Raw genomic sequence first — 17,817 nt, 5'->3', positions numbered from 1 at the left:
TTTATATGTTCCACACGATAACTTATCCTTCTATTTCTCGCTGAAACGGTACCGTCCTTTAGAAAGGACGGCAATGCCGTTTCCACTTGTCACGCTAAGCCAGGCTGAATTCACTGCCTGAACTTGGCGTTCAGAGCGTCGTACTCACGCCGGGTGACCGGAATTACCGTTCCATGGCGGGGGCTGGACGGCAGCTCATAATCAGTGGATACCGTCCACTTACCCGAATCAAGATCTTCCGTCTCCAGCGGGATGTACCCTCTCCCTCCGAATTCATCCACAAACAGATACCACTTCTTCTCTGTATTGGATTTGAACAGGGTTGGCCCTTCAATGCCCTTTAGTCCGCCGACACTCCCGCTTAGCAGCTTCACCTCAGGCGCAAACACCGAATCCAGAGATTCCTGAAACACCATTTTGCCAAAAGGGGATTCCGTGCCTTGCTCGCGCTCATCCTTGGTGAATCGGTAAATCTTCCCGTTATATGCCGCCATAGTGGTATCAATGATCGAATACCCGTAGTCCATATAGACCTGCGGCTCTGTGAACGCGCGGAAATCGCGTGTCTTGCTATACAGGATTGTCTGGTAGGCATCCCCGGTGTGAGCGGAATCGGCGTACATCCGCGAGGCCCAGAATACGATATATTCCCTGCTCTCCTGGTCATAGATCACCTCAGGTGCCCAGGTATTCCCCGCCTCCTCCGGCGAGACCTTGGCTTCCCAAGGCTCCGACCAGTCCACGAGATTATCCGATTCCCACACGATGATCGACCGGCTGCCCTGTGTCTGGGCTGCGCCCCAATCCCAATTGCCGTTGATCTTCAGATCGGTGGCGATCAGATAGAACTGTCCACCTTCAGGTGAACGGATGATGAAGGGATCTCTGACCCCCTTGTTGCCTAAGCTGGACCTAAGCACGGGCTTCCCGCTATTCAGCTCCTTCCAATGCAGCGGGTCATTGCCTTCGCTGAGGGCGAAGTATACCTGCTCGCCGTCCCCGATCCCTTCGCCTGTGAAATAGGTGAACAGATAGCCCGCATAGTCCACCGCCGCCGGAATGTCCTGTGCAGCTTGAGTCCCGGTAGCCTGAGTTCCGGCAACCTCACCCGGCTGGCTTGCCTCCTCCTCAAGCTCCGGCCCGCCTGCCACCAGGGTCACCACCGACTTGGCCGGAATCAAGGCCTGGAATACCTGCTCCCCATCTGCTGTCCCATCAACGGCTACATCAGCGGCCACATCCTCGCCGCGGGCCAGATCCAGCTGCGCGTTGGTTACATAGGAACGCAAGTCAGATGCCTTCAGTCCCAGTCCGCTCAAGGTGAGCTGCACCCGCTTCTCCTCCAGGCTGTCATTCACCAGCACCGCCGTCATGCTCTGCTCCTCCTCATGCACGTAAGCCGAGCCGAGCAGCTCACTTCCGGCTTCCTGGCTCAGACCGGAGAGCGCAATCCGCACCGCTCCGGGGCGGATGAACTTGCTGTAGTTGCCGAGCGACCAGAGGATCTTCGAGGTCAGGATGTTCTGCTCGTCCCCTGGCTGAGTATAATCGGTGTACAGCAAACCGTCCTTGTAATCCACCTTGGACACTGCCGTCCACCATTGCCATGCGGCTGCATCTGCCTCGGTCAGATCGAAGTGAATGGTGCGCGCCACCTGCAGCGCGGGCTCCATCCCCAGATCCCGTCCAGGGCCATAGTCGCCCATAATGCAGTATTCGGTGACCCAATATTTGGCCTGCGGATCATATTGCTTCAGATTGCGCTCCAGCAGCCTTCTTAGCTTTACCAGGCGGTCATCGCCGGAATGGCTGTAATCGGACCAGTAGGAATGCGAGGCAATCTTGTTGCCTACCGCTTCCTTCAGCACAGGATCACCCAGCAGGTCCTTAATGTATTCACGGTATTTCCCCAGCCCCAGGCTGTTAGCCCCGCTGGAATAGACGCCGCTGCCCGTGAATTCCCGGTAGTGTTCATCATCCAGCAGAGAGGTAATCTCCACCCCGTCCGGGGCACTGATCTGCGCTTCCAGCCCGCTGGCACGGAGCTGGGCATGCAGCTCCAGAATCACCCGCTTCAGGTCGTCATTGTTGTACCGGCTGGCTTCCTGCTGCGCATGATTCCAGTCCCAGGTCGGCTCGTTAACGGGACTGATATAGTCGTATTCAAGGCCCTCCTGCTTGAAATGCTCCAGCACCTCAATCAGGAAGGAGGCGAAGGCAGCTTCAGAGCCTTCCTTCAAATTACTGGACCCTACCTCCGGATCAGGCTGGGCATGGCCGTTGCGGGTCATCCAGACCGGCGGGCTGTTGACGAAGGCAATCAGGGATTCGACTCCGCGCTCCTTAGCCGCCCGCAGGAACCACTGCTGGCCTGCCTGCCTGCTCCAGTCGTACGGCGCTTCCTCCGTTATTTTGAAGGCTTCCGTTCTTCGCCACGGATCTGGAATGATCGCCTGATCGGTCTCTACCGAGCCTGCGCCTATATTGAAGCGCCAGGCCGACAGCCCGATTCCTTCGGTACGTGAGAACAGCAAATCAGCCACCTTGTTCTTATTCTCTTCGGTCCACTCCTTCCCCAGGGGGTCCATGGACCAGGCGTCGGATGCGCCAAAGTTATCGATAGTCTGATAGCGGACATTGCCGTCTATCGTCACTGCCGCATCCGGCGGTTTCTGGTGCTGCACAGGGATTTCCTCCTCTTTTCTATTACTGAACAGAATTACAACAACACACGCTAGAACAACGCCGGTAACCGCCATAGCTGCCAGCCGCTTCATGCTCATTTCCTCCTCCTAACCGACCAGACCGGACCGCTCCACACTCTCTACGAAATGCCGCTGAACGAATACATAGAGAATAATTAGCGGCAGAATCGCCATCAGCACACTGGTATTCATCATCATGGACATGAAGAACGGGTCCTGAACGAGCGAATTCGCCGCCTGGCCGCCGCCGGTCATGTAGGTAGCAATGCCGTAGCCGGCCGATGACATCATCGATGACATGACCTTCGGTTCATTCAGATACATGTTGGTGAAGAATGAGTCATTCCACTGCCACACGAAGGAGAACAGCATCACCGTTACCATAGACGGAATGGCATTGGGCAGAATCACCCGGGCGAAGGTGGTGAAATAGCCTGCTCCGTCCACATAGGCCGCTTCCTCAATCTCCCGTGGAATGCCCTTGAAGAACTGGCGGAAAATATAGACATACAGCCCTGTCTTAACGCCCATCCCGAGCATTGAAGAAATAATAAACGGCCAATACGTGTTAATGAGATTCGCCGGCTTCCCCGTGAACAGCTCAATCAGGCCGAACAGGTCAAAGTTCTTGAAGTGCAGGTACAGCGGGATCATGATTGTCTGGGAGGGGACAAGGATCGTAAAGATCACTGCCGCGAACAGCAGCCCGCTCCCCTTGAACTTAATCCGGGCAAAGCCGTAACCGGCCAGCACACAGATGATGGTCTGAAGCACCATGACCGCTGAGGACAACAGCATGGTATTCCGCAGTACTGCCGGATAGTTCATCGCCTTGAATACGAGCCTGAAGTTCTCCAGGGTGAACGCCTGCGGTACCCAGATCACGGTGGAATCATACAAATCGTCCATACTTTTGAACGCAATCGACAGCTTCAGCAGGATCGGGTACAGAATGACGAACGATATGCCGAAGACCAGCACAAAACGGGCGATCACCCACAACCATTTTTTTGAAAATTCCACCCAATAGGCGGCCGAAGCCAGCCGGTGCAGCTGCTCTTTCTTAGAGCGGTGCGGCATTGCTGCGGTCTCTGTCTTCATGAATGCTCCTCCTTCCAAGCCGCTAGTCTTGATAAAAGACTTTACGTGAGATCAGCGCCGTCGTTACCCACAACAGCAGCGCGATGATAGCAAAATACATCCAGGACATGGCTGCGCTCAGCCCAAAATTGAAGCTCTTGAACGCTGTATCCACCACCATCCGGCTGGTCTGGTCGCTGATGAAGCTGTCGATGATGGTATAGACCAGATTCGTCAGGATCAGCGGGCCGATCATCGGAAACGTAATTTTCCAGAAGGCCTCGTAGCCTGTGGAGCCTTCAATCTTCGCCGCCTCATACAGGGAAGGGGAGATCGATTGCAGTCCCGCCAAAAAGATCAGAATCTGCACGCCCGATTGGCTGACAATCTCATAGATCCGGCTCACCGCTCCAGTCAGATACTGCACCACGGTGGGGCTCAGACCGGATTCGATCAGCAGCGTTGTCAGCTCCAGATTCTTGATCACCGACAGGCCTCCGCCCGTGGAATCACTGGCGCTGCGCACAACGGACTGCATCAGATCCCCGTTCTCAATGCTGGCAATAATACCCGAGGCCAGAATGACCGGCAGGAAGAAGATGGCCCGGGCCAGCACCCTGCCATGGAACTTCTGATTGAGCAGCACGGCGAAAAACAGGCTGAAAATCAGAATAAGCGGGGTGTTCAGCACGATATTCATCACGGATTCCGTTAATGTCCGGACATAGGCTTCATGGGAGAACAGCGCCTCCCGGAAGTTCGCGAGTCCGATATATTTTAGCGTGAAGCCCTCATCATTGACCTGCAGGTTACTGAGGCTGAACCGCAGGGAAGACAGCAGCGGCGTCAGGAACAGGAAGCAGAAGCCCGCGAACCAGGGAAGAATAAAGTACAGGCCGTAATATCTGTTTTTTTGCTCCAGGGACAGCTTCTTAAGCTTCATTATGGCTGCTCACCTCCTACCCGGTAATTCCGTCCGTCTACGGTTACTCCGCCCACAGTCACCGGTGCACGGTTATAATTCACTATAATTGCGGTACCCGCTTCATAGGTCGTCTGATAGACACCGGCCGCAAGCTTCTTATGCTCCTTGATCGTCTGGGACTGGACACTCTTCAGTACACTGCTCAAGGCCTGATACTGCCCGGCTGCCTGATCAATCCAGCTGCGGTAATCCGCCGAGTAGAGCCGGTCGAATCCCGTCATTTTAATCGCGGAAGGATCTGCATAGAACCAGGTATAATAAGGTGCGCTCCCGGTCTCCAGCGCCTTCAGCAGGCTGAGTGATGCATCCTGATCGTCAGCCATATTCCAGGCGGTTCCGGCATATTGCAGATAGCCGTGGTACACCATCTGGAAGAAGGGGATGCTCTCATCCGTAATATTGAACCCGCTGCTCTGCATGGGCGTAGCCACTATATGACGGGCGAAGGGCGCCGCGTACGCATTGCCGCCTTCCACCATCAAGCGGGGCACCGAGCTGCTCATGCGCTCCAGCTGCTCCTTGACGATTCCCTCGGCCCGCTGGCGGTCCACCAGATCCTCCGCATTGAAATCGGAATTCAACCCGCTGCCGAGATCCCGCAGGGACAAGCCGTCCACTCCAAGCGCTGCATAATCCCCGAGGAAGCCGTCTACCACACCCGGCAGTACCCGGGGACTGACGACATAACCGGAGGGCTGCTTCACATCCAGCTTCAGCATGGAGAAGTCGAAGGGATACGTATGCGCCAGCTTGCCCGTAATCAGCCGGGAGGCCTGTGATTTGCGTAAGCCCTTGGCTTCCGGGAAGGTCTGCAGGAACGAAGCATCGGGATACAGTGTAATTCCCTTATCCTGTGTGTAAGACTGCAGCTCCTTGAGCCCTTTTGCCCCGCCAAGCTTGCTGTCCACCGATACGCCCTTCGGGTAATTATGGTTGATGCCGCCATTGAACCATCCGGTATACCGCAGTTGAATGTCCCCGATCCCCATCTCCTGCATCTGCTCCAGAATGACCTCGGCCTCCTTGAAGGAAGTAAGCGGCTCATAAGCGCTGTAAGGAATGCCCAGGAAGAATTTCTTCTTCGGAATGCCGCCGATCAATTCCAGGTAGAAGGGAACGTCCTCTGCCCCTTCCAGCCTTGCCATCCCGGTATGTTCGATTAAGTACTCCCGGTATTTCGCAGCCATGCCTGAATAGCTGGCTTCTTCCTGATCAAGGAAGCTGTACGCCACAGTGATATCTCCGGGGAAGATACCTGCCTGAAATTGCTTCACCGTACTGGAGCGCCAGCCGTTGGTCAGCGTCACTTCCTCCAGACTGCCCAGCGTATAGCTGGAGAAGACATAGTTATACTGATTCAGCCGCCCGCTGACGTCTGCCTCCACGGCTGCAACCGCATCTCCGCTCTCGATCACCGCCAGGAAGCCGCGGTCCTGAACCTTCATGCCGAAAACAGGCAGCCGTGCTGTCTCCTCCTTCTGCACTTGCCCCAGTTGGGTCAGCGCAGCATCCGGCCCGTACATCGCGGTACGGTAAGGGGTTGCATAGAGCTTGTTATTATTGAAGTGTATCAGCGACCCGGAGCCGTCAGGCACCAGGCTGTAGCCTTCATCCTTCGTCCCGCTCGCCCCAAAAAACGGAAGCAGCGACAAACTCTGAATATGCATATTATCCGGATAACGGACCTTATCGCCCGGGATGCTTACCCGCAGCAGCTTCCCGTCCAGCCGGTATTCCAGGGGAAGCGTCACCAGAGCGGCTCCGTCCTCCTCTTCACCGTAGGCCGCCTTATCGATGGCGATTTGCGCCTCATCATAGCCGATCTGCCCGAACAGGGAGGTTACCTTCTTCAGCCCCACTCCCTTGAAGGAGGTATCCCTTCTTTCATACCGCTTGTTCGGCTCATCGTACCTGAACCGCTTCTCAATCTCCTTCTTGTCACTGTCCTTCTCAAGGCGCCCGATGATCAGGGTACGGAAGCGTTCTTCACTGATGTATTTGGGAATGCCGTCGATATTGCTCTTGACCTCCCCCAGCGTATACACGATATTCAGGCTGTCGCCCGATTCCTCGATGGTGAACTGGCTGCTCTGCACACTGTGGGTGTAGTTGTCGTAGTTCATCAGATTGCCCTTGCTGTCATAATAGGTCAGCTCCACCTGCACATTCAGCTTGGATTTGTTATATCCGGTGGCGACAGCATCCTGTTCGCGGTCCTGCGGGTTAGAATACCAGAGCGCTCCGCTCTTCTTATCCTTAACGGCGATCTCCGTGGTCATCTGATTCAGATACAGGGTCAGATATTCGTTGTCCAGTGCCTCCTTCATGTCTGCGGATAGCTCCGGCGATTTCGGGGTGTCCTGCACGCTCGGCGCTGAGGATTGTATCGCTGCTTCGGATGGTCTCGCTGCTTCAGACTGTACCGCCGATTCAGCTTCAGGTGCGGATTCGGCCAAGTCCGCGTACGGCAGGACGGCTGCGCCGCTGAGCATAAGCACAATTGCAATGATGGTTAGCTTCTTCTTCAAAGCCTGGCTCCTCCTTTCTTATCCGCGAAGTGAAAGCTCCTGGTAGACGGTGTAGACAAAACTGACAATTTGCTGGATCAGATTGAAGAACAGCAGGCCCAGGAAGATGATAATGCCCACCACGGCCAGCGTCAGCAGCATGGTTGTAATCGTTTTGAGCACCGTGTACTGATGAACCGTCATGGTCCCGATGAACAAGAGCCACACGAACCACAGCGTGGCCAGAGCATCCAGCAAATGATAGAAGGAAGCCTCCCGCAGCGTAATCACGTTGCTGAGCAGGATATTGGGAATGTTGATCAGAATCAGCGGAAGCAGGGCGTACCCGGTCGTAATGACGATCTCCGCGAACTTGCCCTCCCCGTCCATCAGCGTCGTCAGCGACCAGTTCGCCAGGCACCAGAGCAGGAACGGGAAAATAATATACTTGAGCTCATTGATACTGTTCAGTTCAAGCGGGTGATTATAATTGACCACATAGCCTACATATTGGCGCTTCACAATCATAGTCAGGGTAAGGAATATAAGAATGCCCAGTGCCATTCGCAGCTTACCCTTATTCTCGTATTTCAGATCCCAGAATCCGTCGAAGGGGTGTACTGCTAAATGCAGTGAATATTTAATGTCCTTAAGAAATAGCATCCTGGACCCTCCCTCCCTTTCTCGGCCGCTTCACCAGGCGGACGATCACATAGCCGCCCAGCAGCACGGCTATCATTCCGGTCATATAGAGGCTGAAGTGATCGCGCATATACTCCCTGCGGTATTTCCCCAGTGCCTTAGAGTAATATTCGCGGTCATTGCCCAGCTTCAGATAGGTCATAGCCTCCTTGTATTCGCCTTGGCGGAGCAGAGATTTGCCGATGCCGACATACGCCATCTCATAGTTGGCATCCAGCTTCAGCACCTCCCGCCACAGCTTCGCGGCTTCATCATGCTTGCCGGAGCTGTACAGGGTGTTGGCTTCATTCACCATGCTGCCGAACCGGGTCACCGTGAACTCGGTAATTCTCCCCAGATCACGGTCCAGCACATAAATCGCATTCTCATAGCTCTCCACCGCCGCCGGGTTCTTGAATGTGCCGAGCTGGCTGCCCAATTGGCCGATTACATATAGCAGCTTGCCGTCCTCATTGTAGGTGAAGATCCGCCCGCGCGTGGCGTCCAGTGCCCGGTAGACCCCGTTTCCCGTCACATCAATGTCAATGAAGGCGGAGCGGTCCTTACTCAGATCTCCGATCGGTGGAATCTCCCCGCCAACCCGCAGGACATCGATGCCGGAGGGATTCAGTCTTTTTACCGGAGAGAAGGTCTTCTTATCCACCGTAGTGGTATAGATGAAGCCATCCTCATCGACATCGACATTATTGAATTCCAGCGGAATGAACTGCACCATCTTCTCGCGCTGCTCCTTGGTCGATACCGACTTCCAGAACAGATCCACAGGATCAAACTGCACCTTGTTCGTGCCCATGAAGCCTGTGAACTGCCCGTCGCTGTCGAACTCGATCAGCCCTTCATAGACCCCTCTGCCGACCACATAGATGCGGCCTGCCTTATCAACAATCACTTTCCGCGGAAAATACTCAAAACCCGCTCCGATCACATCCGCCTTCGGCGCCCCGATCTCCCGCACGAAGGTCCCCGTGCCGTCCAGCTCGACCAGCCGTCTGTTCTCCGTATCCGCCACGTAGATCCGGCCGGCGTCCGTCACGAAGAGACCTTCCGGGTTATTGAAGCTGTCCTTCTTCTCCCCGTTCCGGAAGCCTTCGATGACACGGAGTGTATTCCAATCCTTATCCAGCACCACAATCCGCCCGTTCCCGGAATCGAGCACATAGAGCAGCCCTTCCGCTGAGACAAACAGGTCTCCCGGAGCGGTCCAGGCTCCCGTCCCTGCCTCCAGCCCGCTGATGGCCCTCGAAGGAAGATAAGCAATCGGCGACTGAACAGCGTCTCCCCAGTAGGAGTAGGTATATCCTTCATACGGCGCAGCCCCGGCCGGCCTAGGACACAGGCTCACAAGCAGCAGCACGGATACAAGCACCAGTATCGATGACTTTATTCTCAACCCTAACGCCTCCATCGCTTCAGTCCTTCATGCCGGACGAAGCCATCGTCTGAATCACATTGCTCTGTGACAGAATGAACGTCACAATCGGCACGGTCATCATAATCACCGCTACCGCGGCTCCGACTCCTGCACGGGCGATCCCGCCCTGAATAATCTGGCCCATCGCGTAATGCAGCGTCTTGAGCTGCTCGCTGTAGATGAAGCTGCCCCCGTCCGTGCCCCATAGCATCTGCATCATCAGAATGAGCAGCGTCAGCCAGGCCGGCTTCACCAGCGGCATGACAACCTGCCAGAAGATGCGGTATTCACTTGCCCCGTCTATCTTCGCCGCCTCCAGCAGCGCATCCGGGATCTGCTCCATGAACTGCTTCATGAGATAGAGTCCAAGCGGATAGGCAAAGGCAGGAACGATAACCGCCTGGTAGGAGTCCATCCAGCCCAGCGCGGACATAATCATATAGTTCGGTATCGCGGTGACATGCGGCGAGAACATCAGCGACAGGACAACCACGGTGAACAGCAGCTTAGAGCCGCGGAATTTATGCTTCGCCAGCGGGTAAGCCGCGGCCGAGGCCAGCAGGATATGCCCGGCCGTTCCGGCGGCGGTAATGAATACCGTGTTGAATATATATCTGGAGAACGGCACCCAGGAATTCTTCATCACCTGAAACAGATTGGCGAAGTTCTCAAATGTAGCATTGCGTACAAACAGCGTTGGCGGGAAAATAAACAGCTCATCCAGCGGCTTGAACGCATTGTTAATGACATAAATTAACGGAATCGCCATGAATGATCCGAATCCGGCCAGGGCCAGGAACAGCAGGGCGTCGACCTGCCAGGAACGGTTTACTTTTTTGTTCAGACGTATCGCCAGCTTCATCCCGCTTATTCACCCACCCTCTTCAGCAGCTTTTGAACAATCAGATTGCTGCCCAGCATCATCACGAACAGCACGGTGGCAATCGCCGAGGCATAGCCCATCTCGAAGCGGATCGTACCGTAGTCCACCAGATGGGTTACAATCGTATGCGCCCCGTACTGTACACTCGGGAAGCCTGCCAGCGCCATAGCTACATCGGCAACTGCCAGCGACGCAGTGATCTGAATAACCGCGCCGAACATCAGCTGCGGGCGCATGGAAGGGAGCGTAATGAACCACAGCTCCTGCCAGCGGTTTTTGACACCGTCCACAGCCCCTGCTTCATACAGCGTCTTGTCAACGGTCTGCAGTCCGGCGATGAAGGCCAGGAAGCTGGTCCCGAGGCTTAGCCAGAGCTGTACCAGCATGATGATCCCCAGCATATACTTGGGGTCCTGCAGCCATTGGATCGGCTCATAAATTACGCCAAGCTGCATGAGAAGTCCGTTGATGATCCCGTAGGAGTCACTGGAGAAGATGATCTGCCAGATGAAGAATACATTCCCCGAGATCGACGGCGCAAAAAAGATCAGGGTCATAAACGCCCGCAGCTTGGGATTCAGCTCATTGATCAGCCAGGCAAACAGAAAACAGGCGATATAGCTGACCGGTCCGGTAACGACCGAGAAAATCAGTGTATTCTTGACCCCGATCAGGAACACATCATCGTTCCAGAGCAGCTTTGAATAATTCTCCCAGCCGATCCAGCGCGGCATCTCCAGCATATTGAAGTGCGTGAAGCTGAAGATGATCGAAATCGCCACCGGCAGTACGGTAAACAACAGAAACAGCACCATATATGGAGCCAGCAGGACGTACAGGTGCTTATCCCGCCGCACATCCTTGCCGAACAATGCCCAGTAATTACGCAGCCCGGAAGGGGACAGCCGGGGCTGAATCAAGGGTTCGGCCGTATTTTTCACTTTCTGCACAAGAGTCCCTCCCTATTCCCTTCGTTTCAAATCGAACTCTGCTCTCTTCTGATCAATCTCATAGTCGATCTCCTGCACATAATCGTACAGGGCATCAGCGGTGTTCGTTCCATTGTTGATGACCTCGCGCAGCGCATTGTCCAGATGGCGGCCTGTGAAGTAACCGCCCGGCACCTCAGGCACACCCTGCACCCATTGCCACTGCTCCTCCAGATGGCGGTAATCGCTTGTCGGCCACGGCAGCTCCTTAAGCGCTTCAACGTTGGCGGTCGGATACCGCGCAGCCGCGCCCATGAGGCCCTCCATCTCCCGGCCGAAGCGGACCTGCGAATCCTTGTCTACCCACCACTTCATGAATTCCCAGGCAGCATCCTTGTTCCCCGCCTGCTTGAGCATCAGGGCGGCGGTGCCCCCGCTGGCAACATCCCGGCGGATACTGCCGTCCGGCTGCTTCGTGCCCGGAACCGGAATGAATTCCCACAGTCCCTTAATCTCCGGCGCAGATACGCTCAGATAGTTATAGAAGGTATAGTCCTGAATGCCGACCGGCATCTCTCCGGTGCGGAACCGCATCGGGAAGTCGAAGATCAGCGGCAGCTTGTAGCTGGTATAGAAATTGGTCCAGTTCTTGAAGGCAGCCAGCCCGGTCTCTGTATCAAGTCCGCTCTTGGCTCCGTTATTCAGATAAAATGATCCGCCCATCTGATAGAGCAGCATGGCATAGGCGCGGTTGACCTCCAGCACCGGCACGCCTGTCGTCTGTGCGAGCGGCAGCGCCATATCCATCCGGTGCTTCTGCAGCACCGGAATCATCGCGTAGACCTCATCCCAGGTCTGAGGCGGCTCAAGATTCAGCTCCTGCAGAATATCCTTGCGGTAGAACAGCATGTTGAAGATCTGCTGCTCCGGCAGGGCAAAGACCTGATTCTCGTACCGGTACGGCACAAGCGCACTGTCTCTGAACTGCTTCACCACTTCCTCATAGCCGGGATACTTCGACAGATCCTCTGCCGCTTGGCGCATCCCGAAGTTCACCGGCATATCATTGCCGACCTGCATAGCCACATCCGGGCCTTCCCCGGCCAGCGAGGCGCGCAGCAGCACATTCGGACTCACCAGCTTCAGATTGACACCGATGCCGGTAAGCGGGGTAAATGTATCATCAATCATTGCCTTCAGCACCTGCGCCTGGTCGCGGCCGGTTCCGATCCATACATCAATGGTCTCGCCGTTCTCCGTGGTATTGCCAATCGTGTTGTAATCCTCGAAGAACGAATGGGTGAAGGACGACACCTCGTGCACAAGCTTGCTGAACCCGGAAGCATTCGCCTTCGGCAGCTTCACATCCGGCGAAGACAGCAGCAGATAATCAATCTCCAGCGGCTGCTCCCGTACCTCCAGAATCCAGGAGCCTACGCTGCCGACATTGATTTTGAACTGCGACAGCCGCTTCTGCACCGTTTCCGGCTTGTCGGCCATGTCCGCCAGCTGATAGGCAGTTTTATTCAAGGTTGCGGTTTTATCACTCTTTTCCCCTGTAAGCCGGACCAGCTCTTCCGATACGCCATATAGAATCTTGCTCTGCTCACGGAAGACCGCCGTCATATCCGGGATTTGTTCTTCTAGCCTGTAATCGCGGTACGGATCTGGCACATTGCCTGTAATCATCAGAATTTTCCGGTACATTGCATTAATGTCCAGCACACTGGACTCCACCTGGCGCAAGAGCGGCGCAATGGCTCCAAGGCTGACCTCCAGCTGTAATTCGTGTTTTCCTTTGCTTAAATAGAATAAATAGGGCTCCTCATCGTTCCCCAGCCGGTTCATCTGCCAATCCGAATCATAGTAGAACGGAATCTGCAGCATTTCCCGGAACGGAATCTCTCCGTCAATCCGCATAGAGCGTGTGGAATAGATCCCTCTTAGCAGCTCCTGCCGGCCTTTGATGGTGATGTTGTACAGACCGTCCTCCGGCGCTTCCACCTCCCAGGCGATCCATTGTCCCGGTACCCGCCAGTTGTTGCCGCCAATCGTGTTCATTCTGATCTTGGACACATCGTACGGCTCTGTTGAAGGGCTTGAGCGGTCTGTAATCGGATACAAGGTCGGGGAGGATTTGTAAGCAGCGTCTTCCCCCTGCACCTTAACCGCGTGGCCGCTGGTGGCCTTATACCCCTTAGCTTCGTAGCTCTGCTTCACCTCTGCGTAGGCAGCGGGTGCATCGTAGCTGTGCAGCTTAATATAGTCGATGACCATCGGCTCTCTGCTGGACACCATCGTCAAGGTGTGCCGCCCGGCCGACAGATAGAATTGGTATGGCTCCTCATAGTAACCTTCTGTATCTCTAAGCAGGGTCTCCTGCCAGGCCGGGGCCTCAATCTGGCGCGGCCGGAGATCATTGTCCCGGTTATCCTGCTGGATCTCCGGGTTCTCATTGACCCAGATCCGCCCGAAGGACAGATTGCGGGCGCTGGTGAACGGCAGCTTGCCGTCGATCAGCAGCTCACGTTCAATCGCCGAGCTTTTGCCCTTCACCGGATAATACCGGACAGAGATGTGGTACAGCCCGGACTTCGGCACATCCAGCTGCCACTCCACCGAACCGCTCTCCTCCGTTCTGACGTATCTTCCCGTCTCCCCGCCAAGCTCCGTCAGCACCTCCGGGCTCATCCCCTCGGCCCCTGTATAATCGGCTCCCTTCAGCATAATTTCTTCGCGGGGCTGCTCCTCGCCCTCGTATTGCTGCAGATAATGCTCATAGCTGCCCTCAGGCAGCTGCCGCACCTCCTGCCCGTTCCCCGTTACACCTTGCGCCTGGGCAGCAGGCAGCTCTGCGCTTGCCGCTGGCAGCGCCATCATGGAGATCAGCATGACGGTTACAAGTGTCCGGTTCATCATCCGCCGGGATAATGATATTCTCACTCGGGTTCCCTCCTCTAGCAGACTTGCATATTAAGAGTGATACAGGTGGTGCAGAATAGAAGGATAAATAATTGTGTGAAACATATAAATCCTTATAATTCAAGCGCCCACGGCTACGCCGCCCTATAAGGGCGGCTGCCGATTTTGCAGACAAACACAGCAGGTATTGCGCAAGACAAGCAGTTATTACCCTTGTTATGAGCTGTCCAGCTACCTATTTCTTCTCTTTATCCTGCTCACCGCTCAGTACTTTCTTGGCTGCGGCCTGCGCCGTTCCAATCACTTGGGCCACCCCGGTGGACGGTGTAATCTCGCCCTTCAGGAATTTCTCAGTCACCTTATCCAGCTGATCCTTGACGCCAAGACCGCCGTAACGCCCGCCGAAGACCCGCTCCACCTTACCTTCATCATTCATCGCATTGGCGATAGAGGCTTCATCCGGCAAAATATTCTCCATCGACAATCTGCGGTTCTCCTGCCAGCTGTCGAACGGCTGCAGATCCTCCCAGATCTTTACGATGGTATCCGCATCCTTAACCCCTTTGGGAATGGCATAGGCTGCTGTCTGGCCCAGCGGATCGTAGTACTTATCGGCCTGCGGGCCTTTTGGAATATAGACATATCCCCATTCATCCTTCATCTTGCCAAGAATACGCCCCTCGATTTCCCAGAGACCGCCCGGATACATAGCCACGGTGCCTTCTCCAAAATACTTAGCCGGGTCTTCCCAGTCATTGCCCTCGTTAGGCTTGAATACCTTATCCTGCGTGTACAGCTTATGAAGGAAGTTAAGCGCTTCCATTGATGCCGGTGAATCAAAGACCGCCTTCTGAGTAGCTTCATCGTAGATTTTGCCGCCGTTGCTGGCGATCAGCAGCTCCGAGATCACATAATGGGCTCCGGCCAGACCGTACTGGTCCATCTTCCCGTCCCCGTTCTTGTCAATCGTCAGCTTCTTCGCCGCATCAAGCATCGTATTCCAGTTCCAGTTATCCTCATCCATCAGCTGCTGCGGGTCCTTCAGGCCCGCTTCCTTGAAAATACGCTTGTTGTAGAACACGCCGCTGTCGTTCGGGCTATACCAGCTCTCCAGGCCATAGACCTTGTCGCCGCCGAAGCGCATGGAATCAATCACACTCTGATCGATGAGTGAATCCTTCAGATAATCATCCAGCGGTGTCAGGAAGCCGCCATGCATCAGGCCCCAGATGAAGCCGTCAGGCAGCCGGACAATCTCGGCAAACGGATCGCTCGCCATAACGGAAGAGGACAGCTTCTCGGCGGTGGACCAATACTCTGTATTCAGGTATTTAATCTTGACGTTGTATTTCTCTTCCACCGCTTTGATCCGTTCGCGGGCAAGCTCATCTGCCTCTGAATCCCCGACAGGAGTGGCATCCCACCAGTGGGAGATGCGGATCTCCCGCCCGTTCAGATTAGCAGCCGGCGTTGCCGAAGGCGCTTCCGTTGCCGCTGCTGGCGTTTCACTGGCTGCCGGAGCCTGAGTCGCCTCCGCCGCCGGTGTTGTTGCCGGTTCAGACGCGTTATTCCCTCCGCTGCAACCGGTTACAAGTGTAACTACGGCTGTCAGCAGCATGAACCACGCCGAGCTTTTCTTCTTCAACTTTTTCACTGTTCGCCACGCTCCCCTAATTTCAGTGATGTTAAGCTAATCCAAGATTGAACTGATTCAAGATTAAACTGATTCAAGATTAAACTGATTCAAGCATGTCTGCGTCCGTCCCCCGCTCCCTTCCGATGTCATATTTATATAGTGGCGTATGCCAGCATATAAGCCCTTAAGACTACCCTTGAGATGATGAAAAGAAAACTTGGAAATAAATCAACTTGGATACGGTTATTGCCGCCCCCTAAGGGCGGTGCCGTATAAGCGAGAAAGATAAGGAGCATTGCATGGCCGAATCGTCCCTTTAAGGGCGGTGCTGCTCCAGAGGGAAGGATCAGGATTGTTGTACGGCCCCTGCCGTCCCATTAAGAGCGATACTGCTTCAGAGGGAAGGATCAGGATTGTTGTACGGCCCTTGCCGTCCCATTAAGAGCGATACTGCTTCAGAGGGAGTATCAGGAGCAACTGTGTACGGCCCTTGCCGTCCCTCTGAGGTCGGCACCTCTCTCGTGGGAAATATCAAGATGACTGGTGGGTTACGGCTGCGAATTCTTATACTTTTCAAATTATCAGTAAATTCGCAAAATCTCCTTGTCCCATATGTACCGCCAGAGTAACCGCTTACTCAAACTCTAAAAAATAATGAAATGGGTTTCATGAAATCCATTTCATTATAACTTCTGGTTATCCCCTGGTCAATCCTACTTTACACAAATTTCATGCTTCAATCCAAAAACTTTCCAGAATACAGGCCCCCTCGTGCTGACGCACTCCACATACGCCTGGAAAGTTCTTGACCGGCCCTGGATGAACATACTTGAATGCGTGCACAGCAGACTTGTCTGGTAAGCAGCTTCCGGCGGGTGATATTACTGGCTACTCTAAGATTATTCTGCGGAACTCTTCGGGCGTGCCGTGCTGTCCCGTACCACCAGCTTTGGCTGGAGCACCGTACGTTTCCTGGGATTTCCGCCGCTAATCAGCTCATGAAGCATCTCTACAGACAGTTCCCCCAGCTGGTTGGTGTTCTGCGACACGGTGGTCAGCTCCGGAATAACCGCTCTGGATAAGGGCGAATCGTCGAATCCGACGATCGACAGATCCTCCGGTATCTTCAGCCCATGCTGGGTAGCCGACTTCAACGCCCCGATGGCCGTAAAATCATTCACACACAGCACCGCTGTCGGCCGTTCCTCTTGCTCCAGCATCCGGTCCATCAGCGTCCGCCCGCCCTCGATCGAGAAGTCATGGAACATGACCCAATCCTTGCGCAGCGTAAGCCCCCGCTCCTTCAGCTTCATCCTCACGGACTTCAGCTTCACCTGGGTCGTGGAGGTCTCCTCCATTCCCCCAAGGAATCCGATTCTCCGGTGCCCCAGGTCCAGCAGATGCTGGGTAGCCAGCGCCGCCCCTTCTTCTTCATCGGTGTAAATGCGGTGCAGGCCGCTCCGGGGCAGATTGCCGTTGACCAGCACGATCGGCACATGCTTCGACAGCTCCACGACCTCCTGCGACAACGCTGGCGGGCACTGGTTCAGGTTAATTCTGCCGCCCAGGAAAATAATCCCGTCCACTCTTTTCTCCCGAAGGATGCTAAGGTACTCCGACTCGCGGCTATGCTCCCCCGCCGTATCGCAGAGGAAGAAGGTATAATGCTTCTCTCTGGCTACATTCTCGGCTCCCCAGAAGACCTCCGGGAAAAAGGGGTTGGTGATGTCAGGCAGAATCATGGCGATGGTGCCAGTCTCCTTCTTGAGCAGACTGCGGGCCAGCGCGTTCGGCTGAAACTGATGCTTCTCAATCACAGCCATGATGATCTCCCGGGTGCTCTCCTTGACCGGAGCTGTATTGTTGAGGACACGGGAGACTGTGGCTACGGACACCTGGGCCTCCTTGGCGATATCATATATGGTAATCGTCTTCATCCTTTACCTCCTTGGTCTCGCGTTCCTGGCTTATAGCAACTTACATCCGGGGCGGATGGGTGCGGGGGTTGGGGTGGGGATTGGGGTGGAGCGGGAGTTGGCAGGGGGGCAGGGCGTGGG

11 protein-coding genes are annotated in these 17,817 nt (G+C 55.1%); all 11 read right to left on the bottom strand.

The features are described 5' to 3' along the window. Positions 1-110: 110 nt before the first annotated feature. The 11 genes from C173_RS34895 to C173_RS07535 all read right to left on the bottom strand — a co-directional run bounded on the left by C173_RS34895 (position 111) and on the right by C173_RS07535 (position 17,697). The gene (locus C173_RS34895; RefSeq protein WP_235191813.1) at positions 111-2,777 is read right to left on the bottom strand and encodes a glycoside hydrolase; all 2,667 of its coding nucleotides are present in this window, start codon (positions 2,775-2,777) and stop codon (positions 111-113) included. Positions 2,778-2,792: 15 nt separating this feature from the next. Next, a complete protein-coding gene (locus tag C173_RS07580) occupies positions 2,793-3,806 on the bottom strand; it encodes a carbohydrate ABC transporter permease (RefSeq protein ID WP_081751074.1) in 1,014 nt (337 codons plus the stop codon). A gap of 22 nt (positions 3,807-3,828) precedes the next feature. Further along, a complete protein-coding gene (locus C173_RS07575; protein ID WP_036723773.1) occupies positions 3,829-4,728 on the bottom strand; it encodes a carbohydrate ABC transporter permease in 900 nt (299 codons plus the stop codon). Then, entirely contained in the window at positions 4,728-7,298 is a 2,571-nt protein-coding gene (locus tag C173_RS07570) for a DUF5696 domain-containing protein (RefSeq protein WP_051477896.1), read from the bottom strand. The genes C173_RS07575 and C173_RS07570 overlap by 1 nt, the downstream gene beginning before the upstream one ends. A gap of 18 nt (positions 7,299-7,316) precedes the next feature. After that, the gene (locus tag C173_RS07565) at positions 7,317-7,940 is read right to left on the bottom strand and encodes a Yip1 family protein (protein WP_036723772.1); all 624 of its coding nucleotides are present in this window, start codon (positions 7,938-7,940) and stop codon (positions 7,317-7,319) included. Further along, positions 7,927-9,369: a tetratricopeptide repeat protein gene (locus tag C173_RS07560; RefSeq protein ID WP_162174676.1), complete on the bottom strand. Its 1,443-nt coding sequence runs from the start codon at positions 9,367-9,369 to the stop codon at positions 7,927-7,929. The genes C173_RS07565 and C173_RS07560 overlap by 14 nt, the downstream gene beginning before the upstream one ends. A 19-nt stretch (positions 9,370-9,388) precedes the next feature. Further along, entirely contained in the window at positions 9,389-10,252 is an 864-nt protein-coding gene (locus C173_RS07555) for a carbohydrate ABC transporter permease (RefSeq protein WP_036723770.1), read from the bottom strand. A gap of 5 nt (positions 10,253-10,257) precedes the next feature. Beyond that, on the bottom strand, positions 10,258-11,163 hold the full coding sequence (locus tag C173_RS07550) for a carbohydrate ABC transporter permease (RefSeq protein ID WP_425355130.1): 906 nt from the start codon (positions 11,161-11,163) through the stop codon (positions 10,258-10,260). A gap of 72 nt (positions 11,164-11,235) precedes the next feature. Further along, positions 11,236-14,094 carry an extracellular solute-binding protein gene (locus C173_RS07545; RefSeq protein ID WP_442792620.1) on the bottom strand — a complete coding sequence of 953 codons (2,859 nt, stop codon included), beginning with the start codon at positions 14,092-14,094 and terminating at the stop codon, positions 11,236-11,238. Between the two features lie 265 nt (positions 14,095-14,359). Beyond that, positions 14,360-15,778, bottom strand: coding sequence for an extracellular solute-binding protein (locus C173_RS07540; RefSeq protein WP_036723766.1), 1,419 nt, complete (start codon positions 15,776-15,778; stop codon positions 14,360-14,362). Positions 15,779-16,659: 881 nt separating this feature from the next. After that, positions 16,660-17,697: a LacI family DNA-binding transcriptional regulator gene (locus tag C173_RS07535; RefSeq protein ID WP_036723765.1), complete on the bottom strand. Its 1,038-nt coding sequence runs from the start codon at positions 17,695-17,697 to the stop codon at positions 16,660-16,662. Between the last annotated feature and the right edge of the window lie 120 nt (positions 17,698-17,817).

Origin of the sequence: Paenibacillus sp. FSL R7-277 (genome assembly GCF_000517965.1) — a bacterium.
In the GTDB taxonomy this organism is placed as follows: domain Bacteria; phylum Bacillota; class Bacilli; order Paenibacillales; family Paenibacillaceae; genus Paenibacillus_AQ; species Paenibacillus_AQ silagei.
This window is presented reverse-complemented; position numbering and strand designations above follow the sequence as displayed.

Bases quoted from the DNA above. Each gene is read 5' to 3' on its own strand.
- C173_RS34895 (WP_235191813.1), bottom strand. From the start codon at position 2,777: ATGAAGCGGCTGGCAGCTATGGCGGTTACCGGCGTTGTTCTAGCGTGT.
- C173_RS07580 (WP_081751074.1), bottom strand. From the start codon at position 3,806: ATGAAGACAGAGACCGCAGCAATGCCGCACCGCTCTAAGAAAGAGCAG.
- C173_RS07575 (WP_036723773.1), bottom strand. From the start codon at position 4,728: ATGAAGCTTAAGAAGCTGTCCCTGGAGCAAAAAAACAGATATTACGGC.
- C173_RS07565 (WP_036723772.1), bottom strand. From the start codon at position 7,940: ATGCTATTTCTTAAGGACATTAAATATTCACTGCATTTAGCAGTACAC.
- C173_RS07555 (WP_036723770.1), bottom strand. From the start codon at position 10,252: ATGAAGCTGGCGATACGTCTGAACAAAAAAGTAAACCGTTCCTGGCAG.
- C173_RS07545 (WP_442792620.1), bottom strand. From the start codon at position 14,094: ATGCTGATCTCCATGATGGCGCTGCCAGCGGCAAGCGCAGAGCTGCCT.
- C173_RS07535 (WP_036723765.1), bottom strand. From the start codon at position 17,697: ATGAAGACGATTACCATATATGATATCGCCAAGGAGGCCCAGGTGTCC.